The sequence below is a fragment of the Lysinibacillus sp. FSL M8-0337 genome (assembly GCF_038593855.1).
GTDB classification, from domain to species: domain Bacteria; phylum Bacillota; class Bacilli; order Bacillales_A; family Planococcaceae; genus Lysinibacillus; species Lysinibacillus sphaericus_D.
Genome location: NZ_CP151996.1, coordinates 1,771,701 through 1,786,053, shown reverse-complemented (window position 1 = coordinate 1,786,053; position 14,353 = coordinate 1,771,701). Strand labels below are relative to the sequence as shown.

General features: G+C 37.0%; 12 protein-coding genes. 2 read left to right on the top strand and 10 right to left on the bottom strand.

The window, feature by feature from the left end:
* Window positions 1-216: 216 nt before the first annotated feature.
* Complete coding sequence (locus MKY08_RS08310; RefSeq protein WP_256093163.1) at window positions 217-969, bottom strand: LuxR C-terminal-related transcriptional regulator; 753 nt, start codon at window positions 967-969, stop codon at window positions 217-219.
* Between the two features lie 124 nt (window positions 970-1,093).
* On the opposite strand from MKY08_RS08310, the gene MKY08_RS08305 reads away from it, so the two are divergent.
* Together MKY08_RS08305 and MKY08_RS08300 are read left to right on the top strand one after the other, a co-directional pair.
* A complete protein-coding gene (locus tag MKY08_RS08305; RefSeq protein WP_069511407.1) occupies window positions 1,094-2,560 on the top strand; it encodes an amidase in 1,467 nt (488 codons plus the stop codon).
* A gap of 200 nt (window positions 2,561-2,760) precedes the next feature.
* Window positions 2,761-4,740, top strand: coding sequence for a nucleotide pyrophosphatase/phosphodiesterase family protein (locus tag MKY08_RS08300; protein WP_069511408.1), 1,980 nt, complete (start codon window positions 2,761-2,763; stop codon window positions 4,738-4,740).
* Between the two features lie 49 nt (window positions 4,741-4,789).
* On the opposite strand, the gene MKY08_RS08295 is transcribed toward MKY08_RS08300, so the two are convergent.
* The 9 genes from MKY08_RS08295 to MKY08_RS08255 form a co-directional block, all read right to left on the bottom strand.
* Window positions 4,790-5,938 carry a cyclically-permuted mutarotase family protein gene (locus tag MKY08_RS08295; protein ID WP_069511413.1) on the bottom strand — a complete coding sequence of 383 codons (1,149 nt, stop codon included), beginning with the start codon at window positions 5,936-5,938 and terminating at the stop codon, window positions 4,790-4,792.
* 302 nt (window positions 5,939-6,240) lie between these two features.
* Window positions 6,241-7,428, bottom strand: a complete 1,188-nt coding sequence (nagA, locus tag MKY08_RS08290) for an N-acetylglucosamine-6-phosphate deacetylase (RefSeq protein WP_069512122.1) — start codon at window positions 7,426-7,428, stop codon at window positions 6,241-6,243.
* Between the two features lie 52 nt (window positions 7,429-7,480).
* On the bottom strand, window positions 7,481-8,335 hold the full coding sequence (locus MKY08_RS08285; protein WP_069511415.1) for a MurR/RpiR family transcriptional regulator: 855 nt from the start codon (window positions 8,333-8,335) through the stop codon (window positions 7,481-7,483).
* A 16-nt stretch (window positions 8,336-8,351) separates the two neighbouring features.
* Window positions 8,352-9,236, bottom strand: a complete 885-nt coding sequence (locus tag MKY08_RS08280; protein ID WP_069511417.1) for an ROK family protein — start codon at window positions 9,234-9,236, stop codon at window positions 8,352-8,354.
* A 47-nt stretch (window positions 9,237-9,283) separates the two neighbouring features.
* Window positions 9,284-9,973 carry an N-acetylmannosamine-6-phosphate 2-epimerase gene (locus MKY08_RS08275; RefSeq protein ID WP_069511419.1) on the bottom strand — a complete coding sequence of 230 codons (690 nt, stop codon included), beginning with the start codon at window positions 9,971-9,973 and terminating at the stop codon, window positions 9,284-9,286.
* Between the two features lie 26 nt (window positions 9,974-9,999).
* Window positions 10,000-10,839 carry a carbohydrate ABC transporter permease gene (locus tag MKY08_RS08270; RefSeq protein WP_069511421.1) on the bottom strand — a complete coding sequence of 280 codons (840 nt, stop codon included), beginning with the start codon at window positions 10,837-10,839 and terminating at the stop codon, window positions 10,000-10,002.
* Between the two features lie 12 nt (window positions 10,840-10,851).
* Window positions 10,852-11,727, bottom strand: a complete 876-nt coding sequence (locus MKY08_RS08265) for a sugar ABC transporter permease (RefSeq protein WP_069511423.1) — start codon at window positions 11,725-11,727, stop codon at window positions 10,852-10,854.
* Between the two features lie 78 nt (window positions 11,728-11,805).
* Window positions 11,806-13,203 carry an extracellular solute-binding protein gene (locus MKY08_RS08260; protein ID WP_069511425.1) on the bottom strand — a complete coding sequence of 466 codons (1,398 nt, stop codon included), beginning with the start codon at window positions 13,201-13,203 and terminating at the stop codon, window positions 11,806-11,808.
* A 147-nt stretch (window positions 13,204-13,350) separates the two neighbouring features.
* Window positions 13,351-14,262 carry a dihydrodipicolinate synthase family protein gene (locus tag MKY08_RS08255; RefSeq protein ID WP_069511427.1) on the bottom strand — a complete coding sequence of 304 codons (912 nt, stop codon included), beginning with the start codon at window positions 14,260-14,262 and terminating at the stop codon, window positions 13,351-13,353.
* Between the last annotated feature and the right edge of the window lie 91 nt (window positions 14,263-14,353).

Genomic DNA, 14,353 nt, shown 5'->3' with positions numbered 1-14,353 from the left:
TATAGTACTTTCTCTATACTATGAAACTATTTTAAAAGATGTTATGTAAGACCTACAATGGATTTTGTCTTAAGATTTTGCAAAACTTGTAGCTGCTTAAGAGGATTGTTATGGCAATCAGACAATATAAAAAATGACCAATGCCAGTGTTCTTTCTTAACATACAACACTGTTATTGGTCATTTTTTATGGGATGTAATTTGTTTAACGTAAGGATTACGTGTTATAGATACGATGGTTTTCAGCATATTTTAACACGAGCTGTGTTCGGGAAGTGACTTGAAATTTCCGATATAAATTTTGCAGATGCTTCTTCACCGTATTTTCACTGACATATAAAATACTAGCAATTTCTGCATTTTTTAACCCTTTACATAAATAGCGTAACAATTCCTTTTCACGTTGGGTCATTTGCAATGATTCTGCTGGCTGAACGTATTGATGTAATAAATAACTATTTTCAATCAAGCGCTTCATAACTAATAGCTTTTGCCGATCCTGCTCGGTAAAGGGCTTCTCCCCCTTTTTGCGCAAAAAGCCAATTGCTGCTGCTGGCTTATGTTGTATAGACAAATACATTACCATTTCATCTATAAAATCATGGTATTGTAAAAAGCGTTCTATATAATAACGCTTATTCTTTCTTGATATCACTTCGTTTTGTTGCATTAATTGAATATCAGGCTGGTTTTGCATATTCATCGGATGTAAAGGATCGTAATATTTATATTCATTTAAATAATTTTGTACTGTAAACGCTTCCACATTAAAACACACTGGTTGATTAATTAACTCGTCATCCATCACTTCCCAAAAAATAGTATGCTCGTAGCGAAAACATTCACTCAATACTTGCAAAACATTCAATTTAAAGTCTTCACTTGTTTGTTGCAAATTGATATTCGAAATTCTACACGTTGCTTCTAGTAAATAGTTCACCTCTTTTATTTCACAAAATATTATAACCACCTCTACTTTCTCTTTTAAACTCATATATTCTCTTTAAAGTAATTTTATCCTTTTGGGTAATATTAATTTTTTATTTATCATTTTAAAATAAACTTGTAAGTCACACTAATATTGAGGTGATCAGATGAATTTACAAGAATATGCTTCTTATGATGGGCTTGGATTAGCAGAGTTAGTAAAAACAAAGCAAGTGACACCACAAGAACTTACAACCTTAGCGCTACAAGGAATTGACAAAGTGAACGCTTCGATTAATGCCGTTGTTAGCGTATTAGAGGAACAGGCTGAAAAAGCAATTTCAAGTTTACATGAACATCAACCATTTGCAGGTGTACCCTTTTTAATTAAAGAACTTGTCATCCATGCGGAAGATGTGCCACATAGTATGGGCAGTCGTGTGGCAGAAAAGGCGGTGATGTCCGTTGACAGTGAATTAATGAAACGTTTTAAAAATGCAGGTTTTGTATTAAGTGGTACAACGACAACACCTGAATTCGGTTATAATGCTGCAACAGAAGCTGTCGTTTACGGCCCTACTCGTAACCCATGGAATCTAGACCATAGTCCAGGAGGTTCAAGTGGTGGCGCTTCTGCTGCTGTTGCTAGCGGCATCGTCCCTATCGCACATGGGAATGATGGTGGCGGATCACTTCGTATTCCCGCATCATGCAGTGGTGTCATCGGTTTAAAGCCTTCACGTGGCCGCGTACCGATGGGCCCTTACAATAGCGAAGCATTAAATGGACTAGCTATTGAATTTGCGCTAACTAAAACGATTCGTGATACAGCTACTTTACTGGATCAAGTAGCAGGACCAGACTTAGGTTGCTACTCGGTTATACAAAGCCCAGAAATGCCCTATAGTAAAGCGATTCTACAAAAGGGAAGACCACTAAAAATTGCCTGGACTACAGCAACTAATTCTGGTGTATCTGTCGATAGTGAATGTATTGAGGCCGTTCATAAGACGGTTAAATTATTAGAACAGTTAGGGCATGAAGTAGTTGAAGCACGACCCGTTTATGACCAAGCAACCTTTTCAAGCGCAACGGTCACTATTTGGGCAGCGAATATTTATAAAATGATTGAAGGTGCCGCCGCATTAACTGGGAAAACACCTTCACGCGATCATATTGAAGCGGCCATTTGGCAGTGCTATGAATATGGCAAAGAGTTAAAAGCTAGTGCACTATTAGAAGCCATCAATACCAATGCACTTGTGTCACGCCAAGTTGGAACATTCTTTGCGGATTATGATGTGCTATTAAGTCCAACAATCGCCACATTACCAGCGAAAATTGGTGAGCTAAATGCTAATAATCCAACTATTTCAGCAATTGAATGGACAGAACAAATTTTCACATACGCACCGTTTACAAACTTGTTTAATGCAACAGGTCAACCATCGTTATCTTTGCCACTTGCGATGAGTGCGTCAGGCTTACCAATTGGACTCCAATTTACAGGGCGCTTCGCTGATGAGCTAACACTACTTCAGCTTGGGAAACAATTAGAGGAAGCGGTTCCATGGAAAGACCGTCTTCCACCCGTACATGTAGGTACTGAAGTTGCAGAAATTGCTAGAAAGTAAGAGAAAGGAGGTGCAAGATTCATGCTTGCACCTCCTTTTTCTTGTTTATCGACAGTGGACATTCTATTAAGACAAACGTTTGAAATAGGAGACAACGGGTATTGTTTGGATAAAGGCGCTTCGTGAATGAATACATAGCTTAAGGATAAGCATTTAGGTGCTGTTTCAATTGCTAGTTAGTCTAAGAAAGGATAAGAAACATGAAAAAAACTTTATATGCAAGCATCATCGCTCTCAATTTATGTTTATTTACCATCATGCAGGATGGTATAGCAAAGGAAAATGATGAAACGGAACGAAAGATTGTCCTTATCTCATTTGATGGCATGAAAAATGACTATACTAAAAAATATGTTCAAGAAAATAAATTACCTCATATCAAACAAATGGTAGCAAACGGGGTTACTGCCAAAAGTCCTTCTACCATTACCCCTTCTCTTACTGCCCCTTCACACGCAGCCATTGCCACAGGGGCGACACCGAAACAGACGGGCATCGTAAGCAATCATTTTCACGAACCCAATACAGCTATCGATAATGAAGAAAGTGGTTTCCAAGCAGAAATCGAAGTACCGCCCGTGTGGGTAGAAGCTAGAAAACAAGGCAAAACAACCGCTACTATCGCTTTTCCTGGCGCTAATCCTAAAGAAGAAAAACAAGGTGATTTTGCTATTTATTTTGGTGAAACATGGTCTCCAAGCACTTTAGAGTCATTAACTTTTCAACTCGCTTCCGCATGGATTGATGCCCCTACAAGCTACAGCCCTATTAAGGAAACCGAATTGTCTATTGACATGAAAAATGAAAAAAATCGTCTTCTCCTTATTTTAGCGATTGACTCGTCTAACGATCAAATACAAAACTATGACACCTTTATAGTATCTGCAGATAAAAAGGTAGATGCGGAAGACGTGATGGTAACAGCAAAGGAATGGGGAGCTCTTTCCTTCCAGTTAAAAGACTCTCTATCCGCAGGTTTTTACTTTAAAGTAAAAGCCGAGAAGCAAGACCTTAGCCATCCTGTAAAGTTTTACCGAACGGCCGTAACTTCTAGCTTAATTAGTGGTCCTAAAGGATTTTCCGATGAGATTGAGCAACAATTTGGTTTTTATCCTGTACAAGATGACGACAGTGCCCTAGAAAAAGGATGGATTACAAGAAAAGAATATGAAGAAATCAGTACCCGATCTGTTATGTGGGTTACAAAAGTGGCTCTTTATATAAAACAGCAATACAACCCTGATTTACTTATGTTTTATACGCCCCATATAGATCATGAACAGCATAAGTATTTATTAATTGATCCGCGGCAACCAGACTTTTCAGTTAAAAAGTCTGAAAAATATATGGACTACATCGAATGGGCATATCGTTTAGCGGATCAGGTAGTTGGTGAAACATTGAATTCCTTGCAAGAGAATGATGCTTTATTTGTCGTCTCGGATCATGGAATGGAACCAGCCCATACTACTCTTTTCCCTAACAAAGTATTAAAAGATGCCGGGTTATTAACTGTAGATGAAAAAAACAACATAAACTATGCACAATCACAAGCTTATGCCATTCCTAGTGGCTCCGTAGCACATGTCTATATTAGTTTGAGAAACCGTGAAAAGGAGGGAATTGTACCACGTGAACAATATGAACATGTCCGTAGCCAAATAATGCAAGCTTTTAAAGAGGTAAAAGTTTCGGATAATAAGGAAGCAGTTATTCAATATGATATACAAAAAATCAAATCTGCCATTAAAGTAGAGAGCTTCTCTTTCCCTACTGTTCAACATCATATCAAAGATCTGTGGCACCATCTTTTGGAACCAAAAATTCATCCGTATGAAAGGGTCATAAAAAATACAGACAACAATAGTACCCTTTTAGAACATCAAAACGCAGGGGATATTCTATTAATTGGCGCTCCTGGCTATGTGATGGGCAGTGACATGGAAAAAAATAGTGCACCACCGATTGAATTAGGGACACATGGAGGAGATGCTGATAGAAAGATGTTACAACCTATTTTTATCGCTACTGGGACAGCTATTGCAAAAGGGAAAGAAATAAACACCACATCTAATTTAGATATTGCGCCAACGATTTATCATGTACTTGGCTTAGATATCCCTTCATTTGTTGAAGGCGAAATTATTGAAGACATTGTTACCGCCCAAAAAAGGGAATGATTCATGCAATCATTCCCTCAAAGTATGAGCAAGACGCAGCCGTTTTTTCTTAATCGAACAATAGTGTACCTGCATAAATTGCGTTTGTTCTTACCCCTGGTTTAATTTCTCCATTTATAGAATAAATGTTGTTATCCATTAACACCAAGCCCTCACCACAAGGTGCATCAAATGGAATCTTGCCTACAGAACGCCAAGTATCCTTTTGCGCATTATAGATGAGTACATCTTTATTCCACTTAAATTCATAAGGATCTGCAGTAAAGTATTTAGTTCTAAATGCCAATAGTTCATCATCTTTTAATGTCCCTAAATTTTTTACTGCATCATCATAAACATCTTTATTGAAACCGCCAATGACCATCATTTCATTGTTATTTAATTTGACTGAATTAGCGCCAAGTAAAGATAGCTCTTTGTCATCCAGTTTTACAGAGGAGGCTTTGGACCATTGATTTTTTTCAATATTATATTGGTAACCATCTGTATAGGCAACAGATCCGCCACCACTAAATACATAAAGGTTTCCATTTAATATTTGGGCCACACTTTGGTTTCGAACACTTTCCCCTGGTATCGAAGCTAGCTCTTTTATTTTCAATGTTTTTAAATCATATTCATATAATTTATTACTTTCTTTTGCATTTTGCTTACCAAGTCCAATATACAATTTACCATTCTTTTCAGCCGCTATCCCATCACTAAATGTAAATGGCAAATCCCCTATTTTCTCTACTTTCAATTTTTGATTTTTGTCAACCGTCAATAATGTGATATCATCTGCATATTCTTTGTCAGGACTGCCACCAATATAATAGATTCCCTTTTCTGTCGTGATAGACGCTCCATACCCAATCTCATGATTAAGATTCGTATGTTCTACCAGCGTTAACTTGTTGTTATCTTTTTTATAGACATAGACATCGGAGTAATGTTTCTTTGCCCCTCCATTTAAAACTGTATCATAAGGGAAATTAGCACCTCCTCCTACGATTAAATAATCTTTATAAGAGCCAGCTAAGACGCCAGCTGTTCCAATATTCTTGTCAAATCCTTTTTGTGCCTCAAGTTCTCCTGCATATTCCCATGTTATTCTTTCCACTGATTCTCTGCCCTTAGAAGCTTCTACTTTTTTATTTGCCATACCAACACCTAAAACCAACATTGATGCCATAGCTACTACCAAAAATTTTTTCATACGTTCGCCTCCTCATTTGGAAATAATAAATTTCTTATTATGGATATAAAAAATAGTGCGCAAATCACCTCCTTTGGGGGATTGCTTTTATTTCTAAATAGCCTTATAAAAATTCTAAATATTCCGAATATTTAAGGGTGAAAAAGATTACTCTTTTGAAGGAAAACGATAAGAGAAAAGAGGTGAAAATATTGAAAGACGGACATCGTAACAAAATCCAATTTGAAACTATACTTACTAGTTTTTAAGAAAACAATCAGCTGCTTCGACAACAAAACTCCGTAGATAAATCAATGCTAGTCCTACATTGATAATTCTTTTTGATAAGATAGGACACCTCTACAAAAAGTCATTAGCACTTCGTAATGATCGTCTAAAACTACTACATCTGCATCCTTCCCTACTGCAATACTTCCTTTTCGATGACTAATATTTAACTGCTTTGCAGGATTCCTTGACGTCATGTTAATAACATCTTCCAGTGTACAGTCATGACAGTAATGCAGCATATTTTTCATTGCATCATCCAGTTTTAACACACTGCCCGCTAATGTGCCATTTTGTAATTCAGCCGTACCATCTTTCACGATGACCAACTGACCGCCTAAATCATAATTGCCATTTTTCAAACATTTTGCACGCATGGAATCTGTAATTAAGATGAGCTTCTCACTTTTTTTACTTTGATATGCTAACTGAATCATTTCAGGACATACGTGAATGCCATCTACAATTAACTCAGCGTATAATTCTTCCAGCAACAAAGCAGCCCCCGCGACGCCCGGCTCTCGGTGATGCAATCCTTTCATTTGATTAAATAAATGCGTCACTTGCGTAGCCCCCGCAGCCATCGCCTTTTGGACTTGCGCAAATGTCGCATTCGAATGGCCGATTGAGATAACAACACCAAGTTGTTTCAGATACTGGATTAGTTCCAAGCCACCTTTTTGCTCAGGGGCCAACGTAACCAGTTTAATGGTTCCTTCGGCTAGCTTTTGCCATTTTTCAAATAGTGAGATCTCTGGCATCACGATAAAATCCACTGGTTGAGCCCCTGCCATGCTAGGGTTCACAAATGGCCCTTCTAAATGAACCCCTAGCACCTCTGCCTGACCTGGTTGTTGATGATTTTTTATAAAATTTGCTGCATTTTTTAACGCCTGTGAAATATGGTCGTCCGATTGTGTCATTGTCGTCGCTAAAAAACTCGTTGTCCCTTCCTGTGGCAATGCTTGGACAATTGTTTTCAGCGATGCAATTTCTCCATCCATTACATCAGCGCCAGACGTACCGTGAATATGAATATCAATGAGGCCAGGTATTACGATATGTCCCTGTAAATCAATGATAACGGCTTGCTCATCCGTTCTATAATTGTGCATCCATCCTATAGCTTGAATTTTCATTCCCATCATCTTTATATATCCATCATCAATAATGCCATTTTCCGCATATATTTTTGCATTCGTTAAAACAATTGATTGTTCCATCAAACTCACTATCCCTCCAATCAATTTACTTGGCCTAATATGTTGCCTCCCTTTATAACATCTTTTCAATAACCGCTTGTGCAGTCAGTTCTTTGTTATGAACGGATTCCTTATTTGTTTGCTTAAAGTATTCTAAATAGAGTAAATCTAAAAGATAGAGCTGTGATATTTTTGCAGATAAACTGCCCCCTTGAAGCGGCCCTTCATTCGCACCGCAAAGCAATGTAATATCAGAGAAACTTGTTAAAGGAGACTTCGCAAATCTCGTGATTGAAATAATTTTTGCCCCTCGTTCTTTTGCTACTTTTGCTACTTCAATGGTATCTTTCGTTGAACCCGAATAAGAGATAAGCACGGCTACATCTTGCTTTGTCATTAAAGCAGCAGACATAATTTGCAGATGTGAATCGAGCGAGCACTCGGTTTTATTCGTAATTCTCATAAACTTGTTTTTGGCTTCCATTGCTGTCATTAAGGACGAGCCGACGCCAAAGAAGTGAATTCTTTGGGCATTTATCATGCTCTCAACAGCTAGTGCAATATCCTGTTCCGATAGTAAATTAAAGGTTTCCGTTAGCGCTTGAACGTTTGAAGATAAAACCTTCGACGATAGTTCCGCAATCGTATCTTGCATCGTAATGGCACTATAAAGTTGCGGGGTTTCATTATCGAGAGAAATGCTATGAGCTAACATAATTTTAAATTCCTGATAGCCTTTTAGGTCCATTGTTTTACAAAATCGAAATACACTTGATTCTCCTACATTACACGCATCAGCCAAATCGGTAATCGACATGTAAATTACATCTTTAATATTTTCGAGAATATAATCAGCTACCTTTTTTTCCGTGTTAGTAAAAGAATTGTATCTCGAATGAATAAGTGAAAATATATCTTGTTTTGCCATTTTAATACTCCTTCTATTAATCGCCTCGTAAATGAAGTGACACAGCACCTAAAACGCCGGCTTTATTTCCAAGTGAGGCTTGCATAATTTTAACATCTGCGAAACTCTCCATCGTTAACGCTTTCACTTGATGTGCTATGATTTCAACAAGATGATCTTGCTCCATAACACCACCACCTATTATAATCGCTTGAGGATTAAAAATGTGAATGAAGGAAGTTAACCCTAATGCTACTTCTACTATCCAATCTTGAAAAACCTTTTCTAAACTTTTATCTCCCTGATGCATTCTTTCGAAAATGACTCTACCATTTATAAAGTCAGCGTTTATTTGCTGTGCTTTTTTGATTAAAGCTGTTGTAGAAGCGTACGTTTCATAACATCCTTCCTTACCACAGTTACACTTATTACCGAAAGGATGCGTAATCACGTGCCCAAATTCTGCTGCTAAGCCATTATGCCCTTTATAAATTTTAGAGTCTATGATAATGGCACCACCAATACCTGTACCATAAGTTAAACAAATAAAATCATGATAGTTCTGTGCTGCACCAAAATACTTTTCGCCTAGTGCAGCTGCATTGACATCATTTTCAACTTTAACAGGCACTTTAAAGTGCCTCTCAAGAATTTCCTTTAATTGAGTTCCCGTATAGTTTGGAATATTATCATTAGCATAAATAATAGAACCATCTGCACTATTAACCTGACCTGCCGTACTAATGCCTATTGCTTGAAAGCCTTGAAACTCTTGGATTATCTTAATTAGTTTTTTAACTAAATACTTTCCGCCTTTTTTACTTTCCGTATCATATTCTTTAAATACTTCCAAGCGCCCATCATAATCTGCGATCCCTACTTTTATCGATGTTCCACCAATATCAGCGGCTAATATTTTCACTTGCATCATCCTTTAAAACACTATTCTTCTTCGTCTAGCAATCTTCCCTATTGTATAGCCTGAACAAATCTTTTCGTAATTTCCATCGGTCTAGTGATTGCTGTACCGACCACTGCTGTATGAACACCTAAATCAAAAACGCGTTTCAATTCGTCTGGAGTCCAAATACCACCTTCCGCAATAACAGGGATCGGAAAACTTTGGACTAATCTTTTGATTAACGCTATATCTGGCAATTTTTTATCATGTGTATATTCCGTATAACCGCTTAATGTTGTACCTAAGCAATCAAACCCTAGTTCATAGGCAACTTTTGCTTCTTCATACGTGGAGCAATCAGCCATAAAAATTTGATCTTTAAATGTTTCCCTAATTTTAGGGAAACATTCGCTGATCGTTGTGCCATCAGGTCGTATCCTTTTCGTTGCATCTAACGCAATAATATCTACCTCCTCCTGATAAAGCAATTCAACCTCATGGGCAGTTGGTGTGATCACTACGTCGGACCCATTGCACGTCTTTTTTATAATACCAATAATCGGCAGTTCAACCATATGCTTAATTTCTCTAATATCTTCAATACTATTTGCTCGAATGCCCTTAGCTCCCCCAAGCATCGCAGCATAAGCCATTTTCCCCATAATAAAAGGGCTGTGAAGAGGTTCTTCTGGAAGTGCCTGACATGAAACAATCAGTTGTCTTTTAATACTGTCAAATACTTTTTGTTTTTTATTCATTTGCATACATCTCCATGGATAAACATTTACTTATCTGCTCCAATCGTTATTCCTTTTGTAAAGTACTTCTGGAAGAAAATAAATATCAGTAACATCGGAATTGCTGCTACAGTAGCACCAGCCATCTTATAAGCAAAGTTCGGATTTAAATCTTGCATTAAGGTTGCGATTCCTACCATTAATGTTTTGGAATGAACGTCTTGCCCAACAACAAGCTGCCATAAATAGTCGTTCCAAACTTGCACAAAGTTAAGAATAAATAAAGCACCTATACCCGGTTTAACTAATGGCAACATAATCTTAAAAAATATACGGAATTCGCTTGCGCCATCGATTTTGGCCGCTTCTCTCAATGAATCTGGAATTGTATCAAAAAATCCTTTTAGTAAAAATACCCCGAAGGCTGTTGCGACATTAGGCCAAATCATACCACTTAATGTATTGACCATATTCATATCTTGAATAATTCTAAATAGCGGAACAATCATAACCTCTTTAGGTATCATTAAACTTGAAATAAAAATAATGAAAATAATGTTTTTTCCTTTAAATTTCAATTGGGAAAAGGCATACGCCGCAAGTGAACTAACAACAATTAAAGCAAATGTTGACATTAAAGCCACAAACAAACTATTATAAGTCCATATAAAAGCTGGCTGATTGTTAAATACATCTACATAGTTACTAAAGTTTAAGCTTTTAGGAAACCAATCTGGTGGCATTTTTACGACATCCGCACTGTTCTTAAAGGAACTTGTCACAAGCCAATAGAGCGGGAAAAGACTTAAACCAGCAAAAAATAGTACAATGCAATTTGTTATGATTTCTATTTTTTCTCTTTTCCTCTTGTTTTTCTTTCTTCGCATACTCGTTCACCTCTAATTCTTCTTGAGCATTGTTCTTAGCTGTGGAGTAGATAAAACTAATGTAATGAGGAACATAATTACACCTACTGCAGAAGCAATACCAAGCTGATTATACTTAAATGCATTATTGTATAAGTAATACATGAGTGTCGTAGAGGCGTTGTTTGGCCCTCCACCTGTTAATAACTGAATAACGACAAATATTTTAAGTACTGCGATAATATTCATAATAATAATGTAAATCGTCGTCGGTTTAACCATTGGAATAATGATTTTGAATATGATTTTCATGCGACTTGCACCATCGACTTCAGCCGCTTCAAAAAGTTCCTTTTGCACCCCGATCATAGAGGCAATATAAAGGATAATAGCCTGCCCCACATTTGTCGCAAAGGTAACGAAAATAATGACTGGTAATACCCAATTCGTATCCCCTAAAAAGTTGACGGAGGCTAGTTCCATTTTTCTTGCTATAAAAGGAATAAGTCCATTTGCAGGGTTTAGCAAAAAGCTCCATATCATACTCATAACAACCGCCGAGACCATTACCGGAATATAATATGCACCTTGTATAAAAGACACATATTTCGCATTTTTATCAAATACAGTAGAGGCAACAAACAAGGCGAAAAACACCGTCAACGCGACAATACATACTACAAAAATAACGGTGTTGATTGTAGACTGAACGAATACAGGATCACTAAATAATTTTTTATAGTTATCAAAACCAATAAACACTTCATCTTGATAATTTATTTTAAATAAACTTAAACGGATTCCTTCTATAATAGGGTAAACTAAAAATATTAGAAAAAGTAACATTTGAGGTGCGATAAACAAGTAACCTGTCATATTTTCTTTAAACGATTTTTTATTGATTTTCATCGGTATCATTTACCTTTCTACAATTTAAGCCCCAGCATCCAGGGGCTTAAATTGCTGTAAAGTTGTATACACGCCATGCTATTTTTTATAAATTACAGAATCTGCTTTTGATTCTTCAATCACTTCATTGCCTTTTGTTTCATAATCTTTCACAGCCTGCTCCGCCGTTTTTCCACCCGTGTATAGTGCTTGTAATTCTGGATATAAAACTTGTCTTAATTGGCTGTAGCCCGGTACGTTACCTGTGAAGTTAAACATGTAAGGGTCGTTAGCAGAATACGCCTCGAAATAAGGCTTTTCAGATTTGAACTCATTGGCAACTGATGTTCTAACAGGGACACCATTTTTAGAAGCTTTGACAAGTTCAGCATCTGTGGAAATAAATTTCACAAAATCTTTACTAACTTTTATTCTCGTTTCATCTTTTGTGTCAAATACAGTTGCACCTGTTACATACGTGAACGATAATGGATCGCCACTTTCAGAAGGAATATTTGCTAGTCTTATATCAAACTTAGGAGCTTTTCCACTTTCCATATCAGCCTTTGCGTTATTGAATAATATTGCGTTAGTAAAACTAATCGCAAGCTGTTGATTTTGGAACATTGCATTCACGTCATTTGAAGAAACAGATTCTACCCCTGGATTTGTTAAGCCATCATCGTAAATTTTCTTTAACCAATTGGCTGCTTTCACACCGTTAGCATCATCAATGATTAAATTGCCGTTGTTATCAAAAAATGGATTGCCAAACATTCTTAAATAAGCAAGATTCCAAGTATCTCCTTGATTATTTAACGCATATAATCCCATAGGATACGCATTGGAATATCGATCTTTCGGTATATCCGACTTTAACTTGTTGAGAATTTTTTCATAGTCAGCGAGTGTCCAAGTTTTAATTTCATACTCTCCACCAATGTACTCGTCAAGTCCTGCAGCTTTAAACATATCCGCATTGTAAGCTAAAGTACCTGGGTTATGTGAGAACGGGAAGAAGTACACATCTTCACCAAATGTCACACTGTCCCAATAGCCTTGAGCAATATCTTTTTTTGATTGCTCATCCACAATATCATTTAATGGTACTAAAGCTCCTCTATGAGCGTAGTCTCCCATGGCAAATACACTTTCAAAGAATACATCTGGAGGTGTTCCACCATTCAGATTGACATTTAATAGTTCATCTCGTTGCTCCCCTGCAATTACTTCTACATTCACCTTAACGTTATGCTCCTTATACTCAGCAGCAAAACGCTCCCCAGCATGTTTGAAGAAGCTATCATAATCTGCTCCATCTTCAGAAGCATCTAAAACCCCTTTCCATTGCGGAGTTAACCATACTTTTAGCTCTACCACATCAGATGAACTAGAACTAGATTTTGAACTATCAGTAGAATTACTTGTACATCCTGCTAGCACCGAAAGCACAAACAAAATTGCTATTGCAGTTGCGAAATAACGCCTTTGAAACATAAACGACTCCCCCTTATGAATGTCATTAAAATAAAATTGCCTTTATGAAAGACAAGCTACGGTATTAGCTTGTGTCCTCCCCTATGTGAAATTACGCTTGTAATTATCGACAACCTTTATTACTAACGGCTGTCCTTTTCAAGTGGACTACCCTTTATACTTTTGGATGGCGTTGTCGATTAACGCTTTAATACCAGCGATTTTATTTAAATCGTCACCTGATACTGACTCTAATGGACCTCTGACACTGCCTATATAAACCCCGTTTAGTTTTAACACTTCTTTAATCGTGGAATATAAAGAACCATTTAACGAACATAAAGCAACGATAATATCATTAATATCATGTTGAATTTTTCTAGCATTTTCGAAATCCCCTGCTGACACAAATTTTTCTGCCATTAAAAATAGCTCAGGCATCACACCATATGTTCCACCAATTCCGCTATCGGCACCGATTATTCTACCTGAAACGTATTGCTCATCAGGTCCATTAAAGACGATAAATTCCTCACCAGCAGTGGCCTTAAATCTTTCAATATCCATAACAGGCATAGAAGAATTTTTTACCCCTATCACTTTTTGATTTTCTATTAGTCTCTTAAAGAGATTGATTGAAAGGTCAAAACCTGTCGTTTGTGGGATATTGTAAATAATAAATGGCATTTTCGTTGCATCCATAATTTCCGTCCAATACTTATAAACTGAACTTTCCGAAAATTTAAAGTAAATAGGTGGAATAGCTGAGACAGCATCATACCCTAATTCCTCTGCATATTTCGCTAAAACCACACTATCCCTTGTCGAAGGTGCTCCCACATGTGCGATTAATGTAAGCTTCCCTTGTAGTTGTTGTGCCACATATTTTAGGGTCGCTTTTCTTTCTTCTAAGCTGTGATAAATACATTCTCCTGAACTTCCACCAACGTAAAGCCCTTTAACACCTTTTTTGTATAAATAGTTACACAATTCTTTCGTTCTACTTTCAGATATTTCTCCTAGCTCATCATAACAAGCATAAAAAGCAGGAATGATTCCTTTATACTTTTCTAAATTCACCTTTGAACACCACCTAAAAAGTTTTTATATCATTGTACGTTGACAAAACACCACGAAAATAGCATGGTTCATTGCCCCTATTTTCGAAATG

Coding starts and splice junctions, on each gene's coding strand:
- MKY08_RS08260 (WP_069511425.1), bottom strand. CDS start 13,203: ATGTTTCAAAGGCGTTATTTCGCAACTGCAATAGCAATTTTGTTTGTG.
- MKY08_RS08275 (WP_069511419.1), bottom strand. CDS start 9,973: ATGAATAAAAAACAAAAAGTATTTGACAGTATTAAAAGACAACTGATT.
- MKY08_RS08265 (WP_069511423.1), bottom strand. CDS start 11,727: ATGAAAATCAATAAAAAATCGTTTAAAGAAAATATGACAGGTTACTTG.
- MKY08_RS08285 (WP_069511415.1), bottom strand. CDS start 8,335: ATGGCAAAACAAGATATATTTTCACTTATTCATTCGAGATACAATTCT.
- MKY08_RS08305 (WP_069511407.1), top strand. CDS start 1,094: ATGAATTTACAAGAATATGCTTCTTATGATGGGCTTGGATTAGCAGAG.
- MKY08_RS08300 (WP_069511408.1), top strand. CDS start 2,761: ATGAAAAAAACTTTATATGCAAGCATCATCGCTCTCAATTTATGTTTA.
- MKY08_RS08295 (WP_069511413.1), bottom strand. CDS start 5,938: ATGAAAAAATTTTTGGTAGTAGCTATGGCATCAATGTTGGTTTTAGGT.
- nagA (WP_069512122.1), bottom strand. CDS start 7,428: ATGGAACAATCAATTGTTTTAACGAATGCAAAAATATATGCGGAAAAT.
- MKY08_RS08270 (WP_069511421.1), bottom strand. CDS start 10,839: ATGCGAAGAAAGAAAAACAAGAGGAAAAGAGAAAAAATAGAAATCATA.